This window comes from Bacillus sp. AMCV2 (genome assembly GCF_056033925.1).
This window is the reverse complement of sequence record NZ_JBVYIB010000002.1, coordinates 2,230,071-2,248,482: the sequence shown is the minus strand read 5'-3', so window position 1 is coordinate 2,248,482 and position 18,412 is coordinate 2,230,071. Positions and strand designations below refer to the sequence as shown.

The window sequence follows — 18,412 nt, the reverse complement described above, 5'->3', positions numbered from 1 at the left end:
ACGTCATTGAATCTGGCATTGATGAAAATGTGGTTTGCTCTAGGGTCCATGGGTCTGATGTTTCTGGCTGTAGCTTCCATCTATTTAAGCCGCTTTAAGTGCCAAAACCGTTTTTTGAAGATTGCGATTTCATCATTCGCATACATGTGTATGCTCATATCTGGAATTATTGTGTTTGTCGTGGTTTTTAGCGGCCCTGTCAATGAATAAAGCTGTAAAAGGAAGTGCTGTATGGGTAAACTGAAGTGCGCAATCATTTTTGCGGCAGTCGTGTTTTTATCCGGATGTTTATATCCAAATGAACGGAAAAGCAGTGTGCATGCCATTCCTTATCAAGACCAGCTAAAGCAGGTTCAATCTGCTGTTGATGAATTTCAAAAGGCAAATGGAGGGCTGCTTCCCATTCAAACCAAAGATATGTCGACACCGCTATATCAAAAATATCCGATAGACTTTAACCGGTTAGCGCCAAGATACATAGCTGAACCTCCAAGTACGGCATTTGAAAGCGGGGGAGACTATCAATACGTGCTTGTTGACGTAGAGAACGATCCGACTGTTAAATTAATTGATCTAAAGATGGCAGAAAAAATTCGCGATGTGAAATTGCGCATCCAAATGTATCGTCAGGAGCATCAATATCCGCCTTACAAGGATGTGCTATCTCGTGATTTATTTACACTCGATGAGAAGAAGCTTGGGGATGGAAGCTCTCTTGCAGTGACAAGCCCAATCTCAGGGAATTCCTTGCCGCTTATGATTGACGGAGACGGAGAAATATATGCTGATTACCGGACTGAGCTGGCTTCTTGCCTCAAAAAAAGCAAGAAAACGTTTAAACCCGGGACTGAAATCCAGGATATGATTTGGCAGGAAACCCCCTTTGTCCCCGCGTTTTCTGTAACATATACGGTAAATGACAAACAGGAACCTGTTTTTTTAGAAAATGATATGAAAAAGGAATGAACCTTTCTCCCTTGCATACAAATAGGGAGAAAGGTTTTTTTATATTAATAGATTGAGGATGAGAAATTTTCTAAAGATGTCATATTCAAATAGGACAACGTCATACACATATAGTGTCCTGTGTTTGATTGAAAGAGCTTAATAAAATTGAAAAGGATAGGAAGTCCGGGAGGGGATCACTTGGAAAAGGTCGATATTTTCAAGGATATCGCTGAACGAACAGGAGGCGATATATACTTAGGAGTCGTAGGTGCTGTCCGTACAGGAAAATCCACGTTCATTAAAAAATTTATGGAGCTTGTGGTGCTCCCGAATATCAGTAACGAAGCAGACCGGGCCCGAGCGCAGGATGAACTGCCGCAGAGCGCAGCCGGCAAAACCATTATGACTACAGAGCCTAAATTTGTTCCGAATCAGGCGATGTCTGTTCATGTGTCAGACGGACTCGATGTGAATATAAGATTAGTAGATTGTGTAGGTTACACAGTGCCCGGCGCTAAAGGATATGAAGATGAAAACGGGCCGCGGATGATCAATACGCCTTGGTACGAAGAACCGATCCCATTTCATGAGGCTGCTGAAATTGGCACTCGAAAAGTCATTCAAGAACACTCGACCATCGGAGTTGTCATTACGACAGACGGCACCATTGGAGATATCGCCAGAAGTGACTATATAGAGGCTGAAGAAAGAGTCATTGAAGAGCTGAAAGAGGTTGGCAAACCTTTTATTATGGTCATCAACTCAGTCAGGCCGTATCACCCGGAAACGGAAGCCATGCGCCAGGATTTAAGCGAAAAATATGATATCCCGGTATTGGCAATGAGTGTAGAGAGTATGCGTGAATCAGATGTGCTGAATGTGCTCAGAGAGGCCCTCTACGAGTTTCCGGTGCTAGAAGTGAATGTCAATCTCCCAAGCTGGGTAATGGTGCTGAAAGAAAACCATTGGCTGCGTGAAAGCTATCAGGAGTCCGTGAAGGAAACGGTTAAGGATATTAAACGGCTCCGGGACGTAGACAGGGTTGTCGGCCAATTCAGCGAGTTTGAATTCATTGAAAGTGCCGGATTAGCCGGAATTGAGCTGGGCCAAGGGGTGGCAGAAATTGATTTGTACGCGCCGGATCATCTATATGATCAAATCCTAAAAGAAGTTGTGGGCGTCGAAATCAGAGGAAGAGACCATCTGCTTGAGCTCATGCAAGACTTTGCCCATGCGAAAACAGAATATGATCAAGTGTCTGATGCCTTAAAAATGGTCAAACAGACGGGATACGGCATTGCAGCTCCTGCTTTAGCTGATATGAGTCTCGATGAGCCGGAAATTATAAGGCAGGGCTCGCGATTCGGTGTAAGGCTGAAAGCTGTCGCTCCGTCGATCCATATGATCAAAGTCGATGTCGAAAGCGAATTCGCCCCGATTATCGGAACGGAAAAACAAAGTGAAGAGCTTGTACGCTATTTAATGCAGGACTTTGAGGATGATCCGCTCTCCATCTGGAATTCCGATATTTTCGGAAGGTCGTTGAGCTCAATTGTGAGAGAAGGGATTCAGGCAAAGCTGTCATTAATGCCTGAAAACGCACGGTATAAATTAAAAGAAACATTAGAAAGAATCATAAACGAAGGCTCTGGCGGCTTAATCGCCATCATCCTGTAATACCGGTAGACCTCTTTATAGAATAGGAGGTCTTTTTTCTTTGCTCTTAATAATGGAAAAGGATCAAGGAATAGGATGAAAAAAGGAAAAAAAGGAATATTTGTTCGGTAAATCACCTTAAATCCTTGACGAGCAAGGGATTGACGCTTTAAAATGCTTGATATGGCTTTTTATATGTGTTACTCTACATACAGAAATTCTTCACTTTGTTGGACAAACATTCCTCAGAGTGCAGTTTTTCTTAAAAAGCCGTTTAATTGTCTTTCTCTTACTTGCTCTCATTTTTTTCTGAGACAGGTTTAGAATCAGACTGAACTGTGAAGAAATGATAATAAACGAACTGAATGTATCCTTTTGGGAGGAGGTGAAAGGCATGAACAAAACAGAACTTATCAATGCGGTTGCAGAAGCAAGCGAATTGTCTAAAAAAGACGCTACAAAAGCAGTTGACTCTGTTTTTGATACGATCTTAGATGCACTTAAAAACGGTGATAAAATCCAACTGATCGGTTTTGGTAACTTCGAGGTGCGTGAACGTTCTGCACGTAAAGGACGCAACCCTCAAACAGGTGAAGAAATCGAAATTCCAGCAAGCAAAGTACCTGCTTTCAAACCAGGTAAAGCGCTTAAAGACGCAGTTGCCGGAAAATAATTGTGAATATAGATCGTGTATGCATCTAGCTTACATACACTTTATTTCTTCACAGAAAAGCCCCTTTCTAAGGGGCTTTTCATATTTCAAGAGCATGGGCTTCCTGACAGGGCATTCACTTTGCTTTTAGCGGGGCATATGTGCTAGAATCGAAATTAAATGTATTCATTGGTGGAGGACATAGAACATGAAAGAAGTTAATAAAGAGCAAATCGAACAAGCTGTTCGTCAAATTTTAGAAGCGATCGGAGAAGACCCGAATAGAGAAGGGCTTCTTGATACTCCGAAAAGAGTCGCAAAGATGTATGCCGAAGTATTCTCCGGCTTGAATGAAGATCCAAAAGAACATTTCCAGACTATCTTCGGTGAAAACCATGAGGAGCTTGTTCTTGTAAAAGATATCGCGTTTCATTCTATGTGTGAGCATCACCTTGTTCCCTTTTATGGAAAAGCACATGTTGCATATATCCCGCGAGGCGGAAAGGTCACAGGACTCAGCAAACTGGCACGTGCCGTTGAAGCCGTTGCAAAGCGCCCGCAGCTTCAGGAACGCATCACTTCTACAATTGCAGAAAGCATCGTAGAAACGCTTGATCCGCATGGCGTAATGGTAGTGGTTGAAGCGGAACACATGTGCATGACGATGCGCGGTGTAAGAAAACCGGGTGCGAAAACTGTGACTTCAGCAGTCAGAGGCGTTTTTAAAGATGATGCCGCTGCCCGTGCAGAAGTATTGGAACATATTAAACGCCAGGACTAATAAAGATAGAGGGTGCTATAAATGAACCAAAAGCATTCAAGTGATTTTGTCGTCATTAAAGCCGTTGAGGACGGAGTGAATGTGATCGGCCTGACAAGAGGAACAGACACAAAGTTTCACCATTCTGAAAAACTCGACAAGGGAGAAGTGATCATCGCTCAGTTTACAGAGCATACTTCTGCCATTAAAGTCAGAGGAGAGGCACTGATTCAAACCGCGTACGGAGAAATGAAAAGCGAAAAAAAATAAGCTGGCTGTCCCCGCTGTTAAAAGCAAATGCTCGCAAACAGCGGGAGGATACAGCCAATTTCTTTTTTTTATGCTATAATGATACCTGCGTAAGCGAATGAAAAGATAAAACTCATACATAGATTAAGAAATAAATGTGAATTTGGGGACAAGGGTGATATTTTTGCAAGACATCTACGGAACTTTAGCCAATCTGAACACGAAATTAAAACAAAAGCTGTCTCATCCTTATTTAGCGAAGCATATTTCTGCGCCGAAAATTGATGAGGATAAGCTTCTTCTTTTTCATGCTTTATTTGAAGAAGCTGCCATAAAAAACAACGACAGAGAAAATTATATTGTAACAGCGATGCTTGTACAAAGCGCCCTTGATACCCATGATGAAGTGACGACAGCTAGAGTCATAAAACGAGACGAAAACAAAAACCGCCAATTGACTGTTCTCGCGGGCGATTATTTCAGCGGGCTGTACTACTCTTTACTATCTGAAATGAAGGATATCTACATGATTCGGACGCTTGCTACAGCCATTAAAGAAATCAACGAACATAAAATTCGTCTATATGACCGTTCTTTCAAGGACGAAAACGATTTTTTCGAAAGTGTCGGCATCGTTGAATCAGCTTTATTCCATCGTGTGGCGGAACACTTCAACCTCCCGCGCTGGAAAAAGCTGTCGAGTGATTTTTTTGTATTTAAGCGGCTTATGAACGGAAATGATGCATTTCTGGATGTGATCGGCAGTTTTATACAGCTGGGAAAAACAAAAGAAGAGATATTAGAAGATTGTTTTAAAAAAGCGAAAAACAGCATTGAGTCACTTCTGCCTCTAAATTCACCTATTCAGAACATTTTAATAAACCGTCTGAAGACAATCAGCCAAGATCAAACCTATCATCAGAAAGTGGAAGAAGGGTAAACCATTATGCAGGACTCAAAAGAACAGCGCGTACACGGAGTATTTGAAAAAATATATAAAAACTATGACCAAATGAACTCTGTCATCAGTTTTCAGCAGCATAAAAAATGGCGCGACAAAACGATGCGCATCATGAATGTAAAAGAAGGCGCAAAAGCACTTGATGTCTGCTGCGGAACGGCTGACTGGACGATCGCTCTTGCAAAAGCGGCCGGCAAAAGCGGCGAGATCAAGGGCTTGGATTTCAGTGAAAATATGCTGAGTGTCGGCGAGCAGAAAGTAAAAGACGGCGGATTCAGCCAAATTGAACTGCTGCACGGAAATGCGATGGAGCTTCCTTTTGATGATGATACATTTGATTATGTCACCATTGGCTTCGGACTCCGCAATGTCCCTGATTACTTGACTGTACTGAAAGAGATGAGACGTGTAGTGAAGCCGGGCGGGCAGGTGGTATGTCTGGAAACGTCCCAGCCGGAAATGTTCGGATTCAGACAGGCTTACTTTATGTACTTTAAGTACATTATGCCGTTTTTCGGGAAACTGTTTGCGAAGAGCTATAAAGAATATTCTTGGCTTCAAGAATCAGCCAGAGACTTCCCTGGAATGAAGGAACTGGCAGGCCTGTTTGAAGAGGCGGGCCTGAAAAATGTTAAATATCATTCGTTTACTGGCGGAGTCGCTGCCACGCATATCGGATGGAAATGAAAACACAGATGTTTGGGTGAATGATATGAAATTTAAAATGGCCTACTCTTTTTTAAATGACGATATTGATGTAATCGAGAGAGAACTTGAACAAACCGTACGTTCCGATTACCCGCTTTTAAGCGAGGCAGGTCTTCACTTGCTGCAGGCCGGAGGGAAACGTATTCGGCCTGTTTTCGTACTGCTTTCCGGCATGTTTGGCGATTACGATATTAATAAGATTAAATATGTCGCCGTCACTCTGGAAATGATTCACATGGCATCTTTGGTTCATGATGATGTTATTGATGATGCGGAGCTTCGCCGAGGGAAACCGACAATCAAAGCAAAGTGGGACAATCGTATTGCGATGTACACAGGCGATTATATGCTTGCGGGATCTCTTGAAATGATGACGAGAATTAACGAACCGAAAGCCCATAGGATTTTGTCACAGACGATCGTTGAAGTTTGTCTAGGGGAAATTGAGCAGATCAAAGACAAATACAACATGGAACAAAACCTCAGAACGTATCTCCGCCGTATCAAAAGAAAAACGGCTCTCTTGATCGCGGTCAGCTGCCAGCTCGGTGCTATTGCGTCTGGGGCTGATGAGAAGATTCATAAGGCATTGTACTGGTTTGGGTATTACGTCGGCATGTCTTATCAGATTATTGATGATATTCTTGATTTTACTTCAACTGAAGAAGAGCTGGGTAAACCCGTTGGAGGAGATTTGCTTCAAGGAAACGTCACATTGCCAGTGCTGTATGCCCTGAAAAATCCTGCATTAAAAAACCAGCTTAAATTGATTAACAGTGAGACAACGCAGGAACAGCTTGAACCAATCATTGAAGAAATCAAAAAAACAGATGCAATTGAAGCATCTATGGCAGTAAGCGAAATGTATCTGCAGAAAGCTTTTCAGAAATTAAACACGCTTCCTCGAGGGCGCGCACGCTCGTCTCTTGCAGCCATCGCAAAATATATCGGTAAAAGAAAATTTTAATTTTTGTAGATATTAAGAAATTTCTCCGCCCCGGATTGATTAATTATCAGAAAGATGTTACGATTTCGGTGTGCAGTGTGAAAGCCTATACATACATAATGATGGGGTGGAGAATATGATGGAAAAGACTTTTATCATGGTGAAACCAGACGGTGTCCAACGTCAGCTCATTGGGGACATTTTATCTAGATTCGAACGTAAGGGCTTACAATTAGCTGGCGCCAAGTTAATGAGAGTGACTGAACAAATGGCTGAGAAACACTACGCCGAACATCAAGGAAAGCCTTTCTTCGGAGAGCTCGTTGAGTTTATTACTTCAGGACCTGTATTCGCAATGGTGTGGGAAGGCGAAAATGTCATTGAAGTGACGAGACAGCTGATCGGGAAAACAAACCCTAAAGAAGCTTTACCTGGTACGATTCGTGGGGATTATGGCATGTTTGTCGGAAAAAACATCATCCACGGCTCTGATTCTCTCGAAAGTGCAGAACGCGAGATTAACATTTTCTTTAAGAATGAAGAATTAGTATCATATCAACAGCTTATGGCAGGCTGGATCTATTAATCATTGTGAAAATAAGTAACAGAGCCGGCATCATATAATGCCGCCGGTTTTTGATCTGTTTTGTAAAGGTTTACATTAAAGTGAATAAAGGGTTGAATGGCAGTGTGCATCAGACCTCTGCCTTTCCCAACGATCTAAAATCAGCTGAAAAGCTGATTTTTTTATTGAAACAATACAATTTCCTGATAAAACAAGCTATACTAGGACAAAAAGACAGCGAGACTGGGAGAGTAGAGATGGATACATACAGCGTATTTACAACGAAATGGAAACAATTAACCGGAGTCGATTTAACACTATATAAAGAAGCACAAATGAAGAGAAGGCTAACGTCACTTTATGAGAAAAAGGGGTTCCAAAGCTTTAAGGACTTTGCGGCGGCATTGGAAAAGGATCAAGCTCTCTTAAATGAAACATTGGACAGAATGACGATCAATGTTTCAGAATTTTATCGTAATTATAAAAGATGGGAAGTTCTTGAGACTGCAATTCTGCCGTTAATCAAGACCTCTAGGCCTTTAAAGATTTGGAGTGCCGCCTGCTCAACGGGGGAGGAGCCATACACGCTTGCCATGCTTTTGGACCAGCAAAAAGGTCTTCCGGGCTATCAGATTTTGGCGACGGATATTGATGAAAAAGCATTGGAAAAAGCGAAAAAAGGCGTTTATCAGGAGCGGTCTTTACAGGAAGTGCCGCTCTCTGTGAAAGATCGTTATTTTACGCAAAACGCAAATAGAAGTTATGAAGTGAAACCGGAAATCAAAAAGAATATTACATTCAAAAAGCACAATTTGCTGGCGGATCGTTATGAACAAGACTTTGATTTAATCGTGTGCCGCAATGTATTTATTTATTTTACAGAAAGCGCGAAGGAAGAGCTGTATTTAAAAATGGCACATAGCTTGAAGAAGAATGGAGTTCTTTTTGTCGGCAGCACCGAGCAAATCTTCAACCCCGAGAAATTTGGCCTAGTACCAGCCGATACATTCTTTTATCAAAAAAGATAGACTGACTTTTTGCTGAAAAATATGTTATAGTAGTCTTACTTAAAAGCGTTAATGCGATGAAGGGAGAAGAAGTCATGAGATATTTAACAGCCGGAGAATCACACGGCCCCCAACTGACAACCATTATTGAGGGTGTACCTGCCGGGCTTTACATAACGGAGGAAGATATCAATTTTGAGCTTGCCAGACGCCAAAAAGGACACGGCCGCGGCCGCCGCATGCAGATCGAAAAAGACCAGGCCAAAATTATGAGCGGGGTGCGCCATGCACGTACACTCGGTTCACCAATTGCTCTCGTAGTTGAAAATAACGATTGGAAGCATTGGACAAAAATCATGGGCGCCGCTCCGATTACAGAAGATGAAGAAAAGGAAATGAAGCGCCAGATTTCCAGACCGAGACCCGGGCACGCTGACTTAAACGGTGCAATTAAATATAATCATCGTGATATGAGAAATGTGCTTGAGCGTTCTTCAGCAAGGGAAACAACTGTCAGAGTGGCGGCAGGGGCTGTAGCTAAAAAGATTCTTTCTGAGCTTGGCATTAAGGTGGCGGGCCACGTGTTGCAAATTGGCGCTGTTAAAGCTGAAAAAACAGAATATACGTCGATTGAAGACCTGCAGCGCGTAACGGAAGAGTCTCCTGTCAGATGCTACGATGAAGAGGCAGGCAAAAAAATGATGGCTGCCATTGATGAAGCAAAGGCAAACGGAGATTCCATCGGCGGAATAGTAGAAGTCATTGTCGAGGGAATGCCGGTAGGCGTGGGCAGCTATGTCCATTATGACCGCAAGCTGGATAGCAAGCTTGCTGCCGCTGTTCTGTCAATTAACGCATTTAAAGGTGTGGAATTCGGCATCGGATTTGAGGCGGCAGGGCGAAATGGAAGCGAAGTCCATGACGAGATCATTTGGGACGAGGAAAAAGGATACACCCGTGCTACTAACAGACTTGGAGGACTGGAAGGCGGCATGACGACAGGAATGCCAATCGTTGTCCGCGGAGTCATGAAGCCGATTCCGACTTTGTATAAACCGCTGAAAAGTGTCGATATTGAAACGAAAGAACCGTTTTCCGCCAGCATAGAACGTTCAGACAGCTGTGCTGTTCCTGCGGCAAGTGTAGTCGCTGAAGCGGCTGTCGCTTGGGAAATTGCGAACGCAGTCGTTGAACAATTCGGATTAGATCAAATTGACCGCATTAAAGAAAATGTGGAGAATATGAGAAAACTGTCGAGGGAATTTTAATGAAGACACTGCATGTTCAAACTGCTTCCTCGTCATATCCTGTTTTTATCGGACAAGGTATCAGAAAAAAGGCTTGTGAACTATTAACCTCGCTAAACAGGCCATTAACACGCATTATGCTTGTTACCGATGAAGAAGTGGATCGCCTGTACGGTGATGAACTGCTTCACCTGCTCGAAGAAAAATGGCCTGTGAAAAAAGTGACGGTGCCGAGCGGAGAGCAGGCGAAATCAATGGATATGTACACGAAGCTGCAGAGTGAAGCGATTCGATTTCATATGGATCGCTCCTCATGCATCATCGCATTCGGTGGCGGTGTTGTAGGGGATCTTGCCGGTTTTGTGGCTGCCACTTTTATGCGGGGCATTGATTTCATTCAAATGCCTACGACGCTCTTGGCGCATGACAGCGCAGTCGGAGGAAAAGTAGCCGTGAACCATCCGCTTGGAAAAAATCTAATCGGTGCGTTTTATCAGCCGAAAGCCGTGCTCTATGATACAGATTTCCTGCGTTCTCTGCCTGAAAAAGAGCTTCGGTCCGGAATGGCAGAAGTGATCAAACACGCTTTTATCTATGACAGAGCGTTTCTGGAGGAGCTGCTGAATATCCACTCACTGCGTGATATCACAAGTGATCAGCTGAATGACATGATTTTTAAAGGTATTTCAATTAAAGCGTCTGTCGTTCAGCAGGATGAAAAAGAAGAGGGGATAAGAGCTTACTTAAACTTCGGGCATACGCTCGGTCATGCCGTTGAGGCGGAATATGGATACGGGCAGATCACTCACGGTGATGCCGTAGCCCTCGGAATGCAGTTTGCTTTATATATAAGCGAAAAGACTGTAGGCTGTGAAATGGACAGAAAACGTTTGGTCAGCTGGCTAAAAAGCCTGGGTTATCCAAGTCAAATCAGAAAAGAGACGGAAACTTCGGTTCTCTTGGACCGTATGATGAATGATAAGAAAACCCGTGGCGGGAAGATTCAGTTTATTGTGCTCAACGAATTAGGGAAAGTTGCTGATCATACCTTTTCCAGAAATGAACTTGAGTGCTGGCTGAACAAATGGCGATTGGAGGAGACATCATGATGATTCGCGGAATTCGCGGAGCAACTACAGTTGAACGGGATACTGAAGAAGAAATTTTACAAAAAACAAAACAGCTGTTAGAGAAAATCATAGAAGAAAATCATACAAAACCGGAAGATGTTGTTCAAATCCTTCTTTCGGCTACACCTGACTTGCACGCTGTTTTCCCGGCAAAAGCTGTTCGCGAGCTTTCAGGATGGCAGTATGTACCGGTAACATGTATGCAGGAAATGGACGTAACAGGCGGTCTGAAAAAGTGCATAAGAGTCATGATGACGGTCCAGACAGATGTCCCTCAGGATCAGATCAGACATGTATATTTAGAAAAAGCCATCGTATTGAGGCCCGATTTATCATTGACAAAAAATACTGAATTGTAATACGATAAGAATAGCTTAGAAATACACAAGAGTGTGTATAAAGCGATTAGAATGAGTTGAGTTAGAGAATAGGGTAGCAGAGAATGAGTTTAGTTGAGCTGAGACATGTATGTTTATTCTACCCAAAAGAAGTCTTTCTTTTGGGTTTATTTGTTATATAGTATTTTATCCTCTCATGCCATCTTCTCATTCTCCTTGCCATAAGGAGTGAGAGCAATGAATTTCCAATCAAACATTTCCGCATTTTTAGAGGACAGCTTGTCCCACCACACGATACCGATTGTGGAGACCTTCACAGTCGATACACTGACACCCATTCAAATGATAGAGAAGCTTGACAGGGAGATTACGTATCTTCTTGAAAGCAAGGACGATACATCCACTTGGTCCAGATATTCGTTTATCGGCCTGAATCCATTTCTCACAATTAAAGAAGAGCAGGGCCGTTTTTCGGCCGCTGATCAGGACAGCAAATCTCTTTACACAGGAAATGAACTAAAAGAAGTGCTGAACTGGATGAATACCACATACAAAATCAAAACACCTCAGCTTGGCATTCCTTTTGTCGGCGGAGCTGTCGGGTACTTAAGCTATGATATGATCCCGCTGATTGAGCCTTCTGTTCCTTCGCATACAAAAGAAACAGACATGGAAAAGTGTATGCTGTTTGTTTGCCGGACATTAATTGCGTATGATCATGAAACCAAAAACGTCCACTTTATCCAATATGCAAGACTCACTGGAGAGGAAACAGAAAACGAAAAAATGGATGTGTTCCATCAAAATCATCTAGAGCTTCAAAATCTCATTGAAAAAATGATGGACCAAAAAAACATAAAAGAGCTGTTTCTCTCTGCTGATTCATACAAGACGCCCAGCTTTGAGACGGTATCTTCTAATTATGAAAAATCGGCTTTTATGGCTGATGTAGAAAAAATCAAAAGCTATATAAAAGCAGGCGATATCTTTCAGGGCGTTTTGTCACAAAAATTTGAGGTTCCGATAAAAGCAGATGCTTTTGAGTTATACCGAGTGCTTAGGATCATCAATCCTTCTCCGTATATGTATTATATGAAACTGCAAGACAGAGAAATAGTCGGCAGCTCTCCGGAACGGTTAATACACGTTCAAGACGGGCACTTAGAAATCCACCCGATTGCCGGTACGAGAAAACGCGGTGCAGACAAAGCTGAAGATGAGAGACTGAAGGTTGAGCTCATGAAGGATGAAAAAGAAAAAGCGGAGCATTACATGCTCGTTGATCTTGCCCGAAACGATATCGGCAGAGTAGCAGAGTATGGTTCTGTTTCTGTGCCGGAGTTCACAAAAATTGTTTCCTTTTCACATGTCATGCACATTATCTCGGTGGTTACAGGCCGATTGAAAAAAGGGGTTCATCCTGTCGATGCACTGATGTCTGCTTTCCCGGCGGGGACCTTAACAGGCGCACCCAAAATCCGTGCCATGCAGCTTTTGCAAGAGCTCGAGCCAACACCGAGAGAGACATACGGAGGGTGTATTGCCTACATTGGGTTTGACGGGAATATCGACTCTTGTATAACGATTCGCACGATGAGTGTAAAGAACGGTGTTGCATCGATACAGGCAGGTGCTGGCATTGTTGCTGATTCTGTTCCGGAAGCCGAATACGAAGAAAGCTGTAATAAAGCCGGTGCGCTGCTGAAAACGATTCATATTGCAGAAGACATGTTTCATAGCAAGGAGGGTAAAGCTGATGAACAGATTTCTACAATTGTGCGTTGACGGAAAAACCCTTACTGCCGGTGAGGCTGAAACGCTGATGAATATGATGATGGCAGCGGAAATGACTCCTTCTGAAATGGGTGGTATATTGTCTATTCTTGCTCATCGGGGAGAGACGCCAGAAGAGCTTACAGGTTTTGTGAAGGCAATGCGGGCACACGCTCTTACAGTCGATGGACTTCCTGATATTGTTGATACATGCGGAACAGGGGGAGACGGTATTTCCACTTTTAATATCTCAACGGCCTCGGCAATTGTTGCCTCGGCAGCTGGCGCGAAAATCGCTAAGCATGGCAATCGCTCTGTCTCTTCTAAAAGCGGAAGCGCTGATGTTTTAGAGGAGCTAGAGGTTTCTATTCAAACCACTCCCGAAAAGGTCAAAAGCAGCATTGAAACAAACAATATGGGATTTCTTTTTGCGCCGCTTTACTATTCGTCTATGAAACATGTAGCAGGTACTAGAAAAGAGCTAGGTTTCAGAACGGTATTTAATCTGCTTGGACCGCTCAGCAATCCTTTACAGGCGAAGCGTCAGGTGATTGGGGTCTATTCTGTTGAAAAAGCTGGACTGATGGCAAGCGCACTGGAGACGTTTCAGCCGAAGCACGTCATGTTTGTATCAAGCCGTGACGGTTTAGATGAGCTTTCAATTACAGCACCGACCGACGTGATTGAATTAAAGGACGGAGAGCGCCGGGAATATACCGTTTCACCCGAAGATTTCGGTTTCACAAATGGCAGACTTGAAGATTTACAGGTGCAGTCACCGAAAGAGAGCGCCTATCTCATTCAGAATATTTTTAAAAATAAAAGCAGCAGTTCCGCTTTATCTATTACGGCCTTTAATGCGGGTGCTGCGATTTACACGGCGGGAATTACCGCCTCATTGAAGGAAGGAACGGAGCTGGCGTTAGAGACGATTACAAGCGGAGGCGCTGCCGCGCAGCTTGAACGACTAAAGCAGAAAGAGGAAGAGATCTATGCTTGAAAAAATCATCAAACAAAAGAAAGAAGAAGTGAAAACACTGGTTCTGCCGGTAGAGCAGCCTTTCGAGAAACATTCATTTAAGGAGGCGCTGGCAAGCCCGAATCGGTTTATCGGGTTGATTGCCGAAGTGAAGAAAGCATCGCCGTCAAAGGGGCTTATTAAAGAGGATTTTGTGCCTGTGCAGATTGCAAAAGACTATGAGGATGCGAAGGCAGATGCGATTTCTGTTTTAACAGACACCCCGTTTTTTCAAGGGGAAAACAGCTATTTATCAGACGTAAAGCGTGCTGTTTCGATTCCTGTACTTAGAAAAGATTTTATTATTGATTCTCTTCAAGTAGAGGAATCAAGAAGAATCGGAGCGGATGCCATATTGTTAATCGGCGAGGTGCTTGATCCCTTACACCTGCATGAATTATATCTAGAAGCAGGTGAAAAGGGGATGGACGTGTTAGTCGAGGTTCATGATGCATCAACGCTAGAACAAATATTGAAAGTGTTCACACCCGACATTCTGGGCGTAAATAATCGAAACCTAAAAACGTTTAAAACATCTGTAAAGCAGACAGAACAAATCGCATCTCTCGTTCCGAAAGAATCCTTGCTTGTCAGCGAAAGCGGAATCGGTTCTTTAGAACATTTAACATTTGTCAATGAACATAGGGCAAGAGCTGTACTTATCGGTGAATCATTGATGAGACAAACTTCTCAGCGTAAAGCAATCCATGCTTTGTTTGGGGAGTGAGGTTGTGAAGAAACCGGCATTAAAATATTGCGGTATTCAGTCACTAAAGGATTTGCAGCTTGCGGCGGAATCACAGGCTGATTACCTAGGCTTTATTTTTGCTGAAAGCAAACGAAAAGTATCTCCGCAAGATGTGAAAAAATGGCTGAACCAAGTTCGTGTCGAAAAACAGGTTGCAGGTGTTTTTGTTAATGAATCAATAGAGACGATGTCACGTATTGCCAAGAGCTTGAAGCTCGACGTCATTCAGCTTCACGGTGATGAAAAACCGGCGGATGCTGATGCGCTTCGCAAGCTGACAGGCTGTGAAATATGGAAGGCGCTTCACCATCAGGATAACACAACTCAAGAAATAGCCCGCTTTAAAGATAATGTTGACGGCTTTGTGATTGATTCATCTGTAAAAGGGTCTAGAGGCGGAACTGGTGTTGCATTTTCTTGGGAATGTGTGCCGGAATATCAGCAGGCGGCTATTGGTAAACGCTGCTTTATCGCTGGCGGCGTGAATCCGGATAGCATCACAGGCCTATTGAAATGGCAGCCAGAAGGAATTGACCTTGCCAGCGGAATTGAAAAAAACGGACAAAAAGATCAGAATCTGATGAGGCTTTTAGAAGAAAGGATGAACCGATATGTATCCATATCCGAATGAAATAGGCAGATACGGTGATTTTGGCGGAAAGTTTGTTCCGGAAACACTCATGCAGCCGTTAGATGAAATAGAAACAGCATTTAAACAAATCAAGGATGATCCCGCTTTTCGTGAAGAGTATTATAAGCTGTTAAAGGACTATTCCGGACGGCCGACTGCATTAACATACGCTGATCGAGTCACTGAATACTTAGGCGGCGCGAAAATCTATTTGAAACGAGAAGATTTAAACCATACAGGTTCTCATAAAATCAATAATGCGCTAGGTCAAGCGCTGCTTGCTAAAAAAATGGGCAAAACGAAAATCATTGCTGAAACCGGTGCCGGCCAGCATGGCGTTGCCGCTGCAACAGTTGCAGCCAAATTCGGCTTTTCCTGTACTGTGTTTATGGGTGAAGAGGATGTTGCCCGCCAGTCTCTGAACGTTTTCCGCATGAAGCTTCTTGGAGCGGAGGTAGTGCCTGTAACAAGCGGAAACGGAACATTGAAGGATGCCACAAATGAGGCGATCCGGTACTGGGTTCAGCATTGTGAGGATCACTTTTATATGATTGGATCAGTTGTCGGCCCGCATCCTTATCCGCAAGTGGTCCGTGAATTTCAAAAAATGATCGGAGAGGAAGCGAAGGATCAGTTGAAACGTATTGAAGGCACTCTGCCTGATAAAGTAGTGGCATGTGTAGGCGGAGGAAGCAATGCGATGGGTATGTTTCAGGCATTTTTAAATGAAGATGTTGAACTGATCGGCGCTGAAGCAGCAGGAAAAGGAATTGATACGCCTCTTCATGCCGCCACTATTTCGAAAGGAACCGTAGGGGTTATTCACGGTTCATTGACTTATCTCATTCAGGATGAGTTCGGGCAAATTATTGAGCCCTACTCTATTTCAGCCGGTCTCGACTATCCTGGAATCGGTCCGGAGCACGCATACTTGCATAAAAGCGGCCGTGTCACTTATGACAGTATCACTGATGAAGAAGCGGTGGATGCATTAAAGCTTTTGTCAGAAAAAGAGGGGATTTTGCCGGCAATCGAATCTGCCCATGCGTTAGCGAAAGCATTCAAACTCGCCAAAGGAATGGATCGCGGTCAACTCATTCTCGTCTGTTTATCAGGCCGGGGAGACAAGGATGTCAACACATTAATGAAGGTATTGGAAGAAGAGGTGAAAGCCCATGTTTAAATTGGATCTTCAACCATCAGAAAAATTGTTTATCCCGTTTATTACGGCGGGCGATCCAGTTCCTGAGGTTTCGATTGAACTGGCGAAGTCACTCCAAAAAGCAGGCGCCACTGCATTGGAGCTTGGTGTTGCATACTCTGACCCGCTTGCAGACGGTCCGGTGATCCAGAGGGCTTCAAAGCGGGCACTTGATCAAGGAATGAATATTGTAAAGGCAATCGAATTAGGCGGAGAAATGAAAAAAAACGGAGTGAATATTCCGATTATCCTCTTTACGTATTATAATCCTGTGTTACAATTGAACAAAGAATACTTTTTCGCTTTACTGCGGGAAAATCATATTGACGGTCTGCTTGTTCCGGATCTGCCACTAGAAGAAAGCAACAGCCTTCAAGAGGAATGTAAAAGCCATGAGGTGACGTATATTTCTTTGGTTGCGCCGACAAGCGAAAGCCGTTTGAAAACCATTATTGAACAAGCCGAGGGCTTCGTCTACTGTGTGTCTTCTCTGGGTGTGACCGGTGTCCGCAATGAGTTCAATTCATCCGTGTACCCGTTCATTCGGACAGTGAAGAATCTCAGCACTGTTCCGGTTGCTGTAGGGTTCGGTATATCAAACCGTGAACAAGTCATAAAGATGAATGAAATTAGTGACGGTGTCGTAGTGGGAAGTGCGCTCGTCAGAAAAATAGAAGAATTAAAGGACCGGCTCATCAGCGCTGAAACGAGAAATCAGGCGCTGCAGGAGTTTGAGGATTACGCAATGGCGTTTGGCGGCTTGTACAGTTTAAAATGAGGTGACTGATTTGCGTATCAAAGAACATTTAAAACAGCTGAAGCCTTATCAGCCTGGAAAGCCGATTGAAGCAGTGAAATCAGAATATGGCTTGGATAAAGTGGTGAAGCTTGCTTCAAACGAGAATCCTTACGGCTGTTCAGAGGCTGCAAAAGAGGCGCTTCATCATGAGATTCAACAGCTAGCCCTTTACCCGGATGGGTATAGCGCCGCTTTGCGGACAAGGCTCAGTAAGCACCTCAATGTCAGCGAAACATCACTTATTTTCGGCAACGGTTCTGATGAAATCATTCAGATCATCTGCCGGGCATTTTTAAACGATAAAACAAACACGGTTACTGCTGCCCCCACTTTTCCGCAATATAAACATAATGCGGTCATTGAAGGTGCTGAAGTACGTGAAATTGCACTTCGTCCCGACGGCTCACATGATTTAGACGCCATGTTAGAAGCCATCGACGAACAGACACAAGTCGTTTGGATATGCAGCCCGAATAATCCGACTGGCACTTATACATCTGAAGGAGAATTACTCGCATTTCTGGAGCGCGTTCCTTCTCGTGTCCTTGTCGTTCTTGACGAAGCATATTATGAATATGTAACAGCAGAGGATTACCCGGAAACTGTGCCGCTCTTAAGCAAGTATTCGAATTTGATGATTTTGCGCACATTCTCAAAGGCATACGGTCTGGCAGCGCTCAGAGTCGGATACGGAATTGCTGACGAGAACCTGATTCGCCAGATTGAGCCGGCGAGAGAGCCGTTTAATACGAGCCGTCTGGGCCAGGCTGCGGCGATTGCCGCACTTGATGATCAAGCGTTTATTGCTTCCTGTGTCGAGCAAAATAATGCAGGCCTTCAGCAGTATTATGATTTTGCGAAAACTCATGGTTTAAAGTGCTACCCTTCACAGACAAATTTTGTGTTAATTGACTTTAAACGTCCTGCTGATGAACTGTTTCAGGCTCTGCTGGAAAAAGGCTATATCGTCCGGTCAGGAAATGCATTAGGTTTCCCAACATCACTCCGGATTACGATCGGAACAAAAGAGCAAAATGAAGAAATACTTGCAATTTTAGCTGAAATTTTATAAGAG

21 protein-coding genes are annotated in these 18,412 nt (G+C 43.6%); all 21 read left to right on the top strand.

What is annotated here, in order from left to right:
- Positions 1–6 precede the first annotated feature (6 nt).
- Entirely contained in the window at positions 7–210 is a 204-nt protein-coding gene (locus AC0OMA_RS11510) for a DUF2768 domain-containing protein (RefSeq protein WP_004399143.1), read from the top strand.
- A 21-nt stretch (positions 211–231) separates the two neighbouring features.
- Entirely contained in the window at positions 232–966 is a 735-nt protein-coding gene (locus AC0OMA_RS11505) for a hypothetical protein (RefSeq protein WP_474222125.1), read from the top strand.
- 180 nt (positions 967–1,146) lie between these two features.
- Positions 1,147–2,625, top strand: a complete 1,479-nt coding sequence (gene spoIVA, locus AC0OMA_RS11500; RefSeq protein WP_014480131.1) for a stage IV sporulation protein A — start codon at positions 1,147–1,149, stop codon at positions 2,623–2,625.
- A 373-nt stretch (positions 2,626–2,998) separates the two neighbouring features.
- Positions 2,999–3,277, top strand: coding sequence for a non-specific DNA-binding protein Hbs (hbs, locus tag AC0OMA_RS11495; protein ID WP_003153447.1), 279 nt, complete (start codon positions 2,999–3,001; stop codon positions 3,275–3,277).
- 187 nt (positions 3,278–3,464) lie between these two features.
- Positions 3,465–4,037 (top strand): GTP cyclohydrolase I FolE, encoded by a 573-nt coding sequence (gene folE, locus AC0OMA_RS11490; RefSeq protein WP_003225516.1) that lies wholly within the window; start codon positions 3,465–3,467, stop codon positions 4,035–4,037.
- Between the two features lie 21 nt (positions 4,038–4,058).
- Positions 4,059–4,286, top strand: a complete 228-nt coding sequence (mtrB, locus tag AC0OMA_RS11485; protein WP_003230576.1) for a trp RNA-binding attenuation protein MtrB — start codon at positions 4,059–4,061, stop codon at positions 4,284–4,286.
- A 163-nt stretch (positions 4,287–4,449) separates the two neighbouring features.
- Positions 4,450–5,205 carry a heptaprenyl diphosphate synthase component 1 gene (gene hepS / locus AC0OMA_RS11480; RefSeq protein ID WP_015483384.1) on the top strand — a complete coding sequence of 252 codons (756 nt, stop codon included), beginning with the start codon at positions 4,450–4,452 and terminating at the stop codon, positions 5,203–5,205.
- A gap of 6 nt (positions 5,206–5,211) precedes the next feature.
- A complete protein-coding gene (gene menG / locus AC0OMA_RS11475) occupies positions 5,212–5,913 on the top strand; it encodes a demethylmenaquinone methyltransferase (protein WP_003230580.1) in 702 nt (233 codons plus the stop codon).
- 25 nt (positions 5,914–5,938) lie between these two features.
- On the top strand, positions 5,939–6,901 hold the full coding sequence (gene hepT / locus AC0OMA_RS11470) for a heptaprenyl diphosphate synthase component II (RefSeq protein ID WP_003246013.1): 963 nt from the start codon (positions 5,939–5,941) through the stop codon (positions 6,899–6,901).
- A 115-nt stretch (positions 6,902–7,016) separates the two neighbouring features.
- Positions 7,017–7,466: a nucleoside-diphosphate kinase gene (ndk, locus tag AC0OMA_RS11465; protein WP_010886554.1), complete on the top strand. Its 450-nt coding sequence runs from the start codon at positions 7,017–7,019 to the stop codon at positions 7,464–7,466.
- Between the two features lie 236 nt (positions 7,467–7,702).
- Complete coding sequence (gene cheR / locus AC0OMA_RS11460; protein WP_014477188.1) at positions 7,703–8,473, top strand: protein-glutamate O-methyltransferase CheR; 771 nt, start codon at positions 7,703–7,705, stop codon at positions 8,471–8,473.
- A gap of 74 nt (positions 8,474–8,547) precedes the next feature.
- Positions 8,548–9,720 (top strand): chorismate synthase, encoded by a 1,173-nt coding sequence (aroC, locus tag AC0OMA_RS11455; RefSeq protein ID WP_015483382.1) that lies wholly within the window; start codon positions 8,548–8,550, stop codon positions 9,718–9,720.
- A complete protein-coding gene (gene aroB, locus AC0OMA_RS11450; RefSeq protein ID WP_015383974.1) occupies positions 9,720–10,808 on the top strand; it encodes a 3-dehydroquinate synthase in 1,089 nt (362 codons plus the stop codon). Before aroC ends, aroB begins: the two co-directional genes overlap by 1 nt.
- Positions 10,805–11,188 carry a chorismate mutase gene (aroH, locus tag AC0OMA_RS11445; protein WP_474222124.1) on the top strand — a complete coding sequence of 128 codons (384 nt, stop codon included), beginning with the start codon at positions 10,805–10,807 and terminating at the stop codon, positions 11,186–11,188. The genes aroB and aroH overlap by 4 nt, the downstream gene beginning before the upstream one ends.
- A gap of 216 nt (positions 11,189–11,404) precedes the next feature.
- A complete protein-coding gene (gene trpE / locus AC0OMA_RS11440) occupies positions 11,405–12,952 on the top strand; it encodes an anthranilate synthase component I (RefSeq protein ID WP_046340247.1) in 1,548 nt (515 codons plus the stop codon).
- Positions 12,924–13,940, top strand: a complete 1,017-nt coding sequence (gene trpD, locus AC0OMA_RS11435) for an anthranilate phosphoribosyltransferase (RefSeq protein WP_100506340.1) — start codon at positions 12,924–12,926, stop codon at positions 13,938–13,940. Before trpE ends, trpD begins: the two co-directional genes overlap by 29 nt.
- Positions 13,933–14,685: an indole-3-glycerol phosphate synthase TrpC gene (gene trpC / locus AC0OMA_RS11430; RefSeq protein ID WP_474222123.1), complete on the top strand. Its 753-nt coding sequence runs from the start codon at positions 13,933–13,935 to the stop codon at positions 14,683–14,685. The genes trpD and trpC overlap by 8 nt, the downstream gene beginning before the upstream one ends.
- A gap of 4 nt (positions 14,686–14,689) precedes the next feature.
- Positions 14,690–15,337, top strand: a complete 648-nt coding sequence (locus tag AC0OMA_RS11425) for a phosphoribosylanthranilate isomerase (protein ID WP_015383969.1) — start codon at positions 14,690–14,692, stop codon at positions 15,335–15,337.
- A complete protein-coding gene (gene trpB, locus AC0OMA_RS11420; protein WP_015383968.1) occupies positions 15,318–16,520 on the top strand; it encodes a tryptophan synthase subunit beta in 1,203 nt (400 codons plus the stop codon). The genes AC0OMA_RS11425 and trpB overlap by 20 nt, the downstream gene beginning before the upstream one ends.
- Positions 16,513–17,316, top strand: coding sequence for a tryptophan synthase subunit alpha (gene trpA / locus AC0OMA_RS11415; protein ID WP_021481539.1), 804 nt, complete (start codon positions 16,513–16,515; stop codon positions 17,314–17,316). The genes trpB and trpA overlap by 8 nt, the downstream gene beginning before the upstream one ends.
- Before the next feature lie 10 nt (positions 17,317–17,326).
- Positions 17,327–18,409 carry a histidinol-phosphate transaminase gene (gene hisC, locus AC0OMA_RS11410; protein WP_004399129.1) on the top strand — a complete coding sequence of 361 codons (1,083 nt, stop codon included), beginning with the start codon at positions 17,327–17,329 and terminating at the stop codon, positions 18,407–18,409.
- Positions 18,410–18,412: the final 3 nt, after the last annotated feature.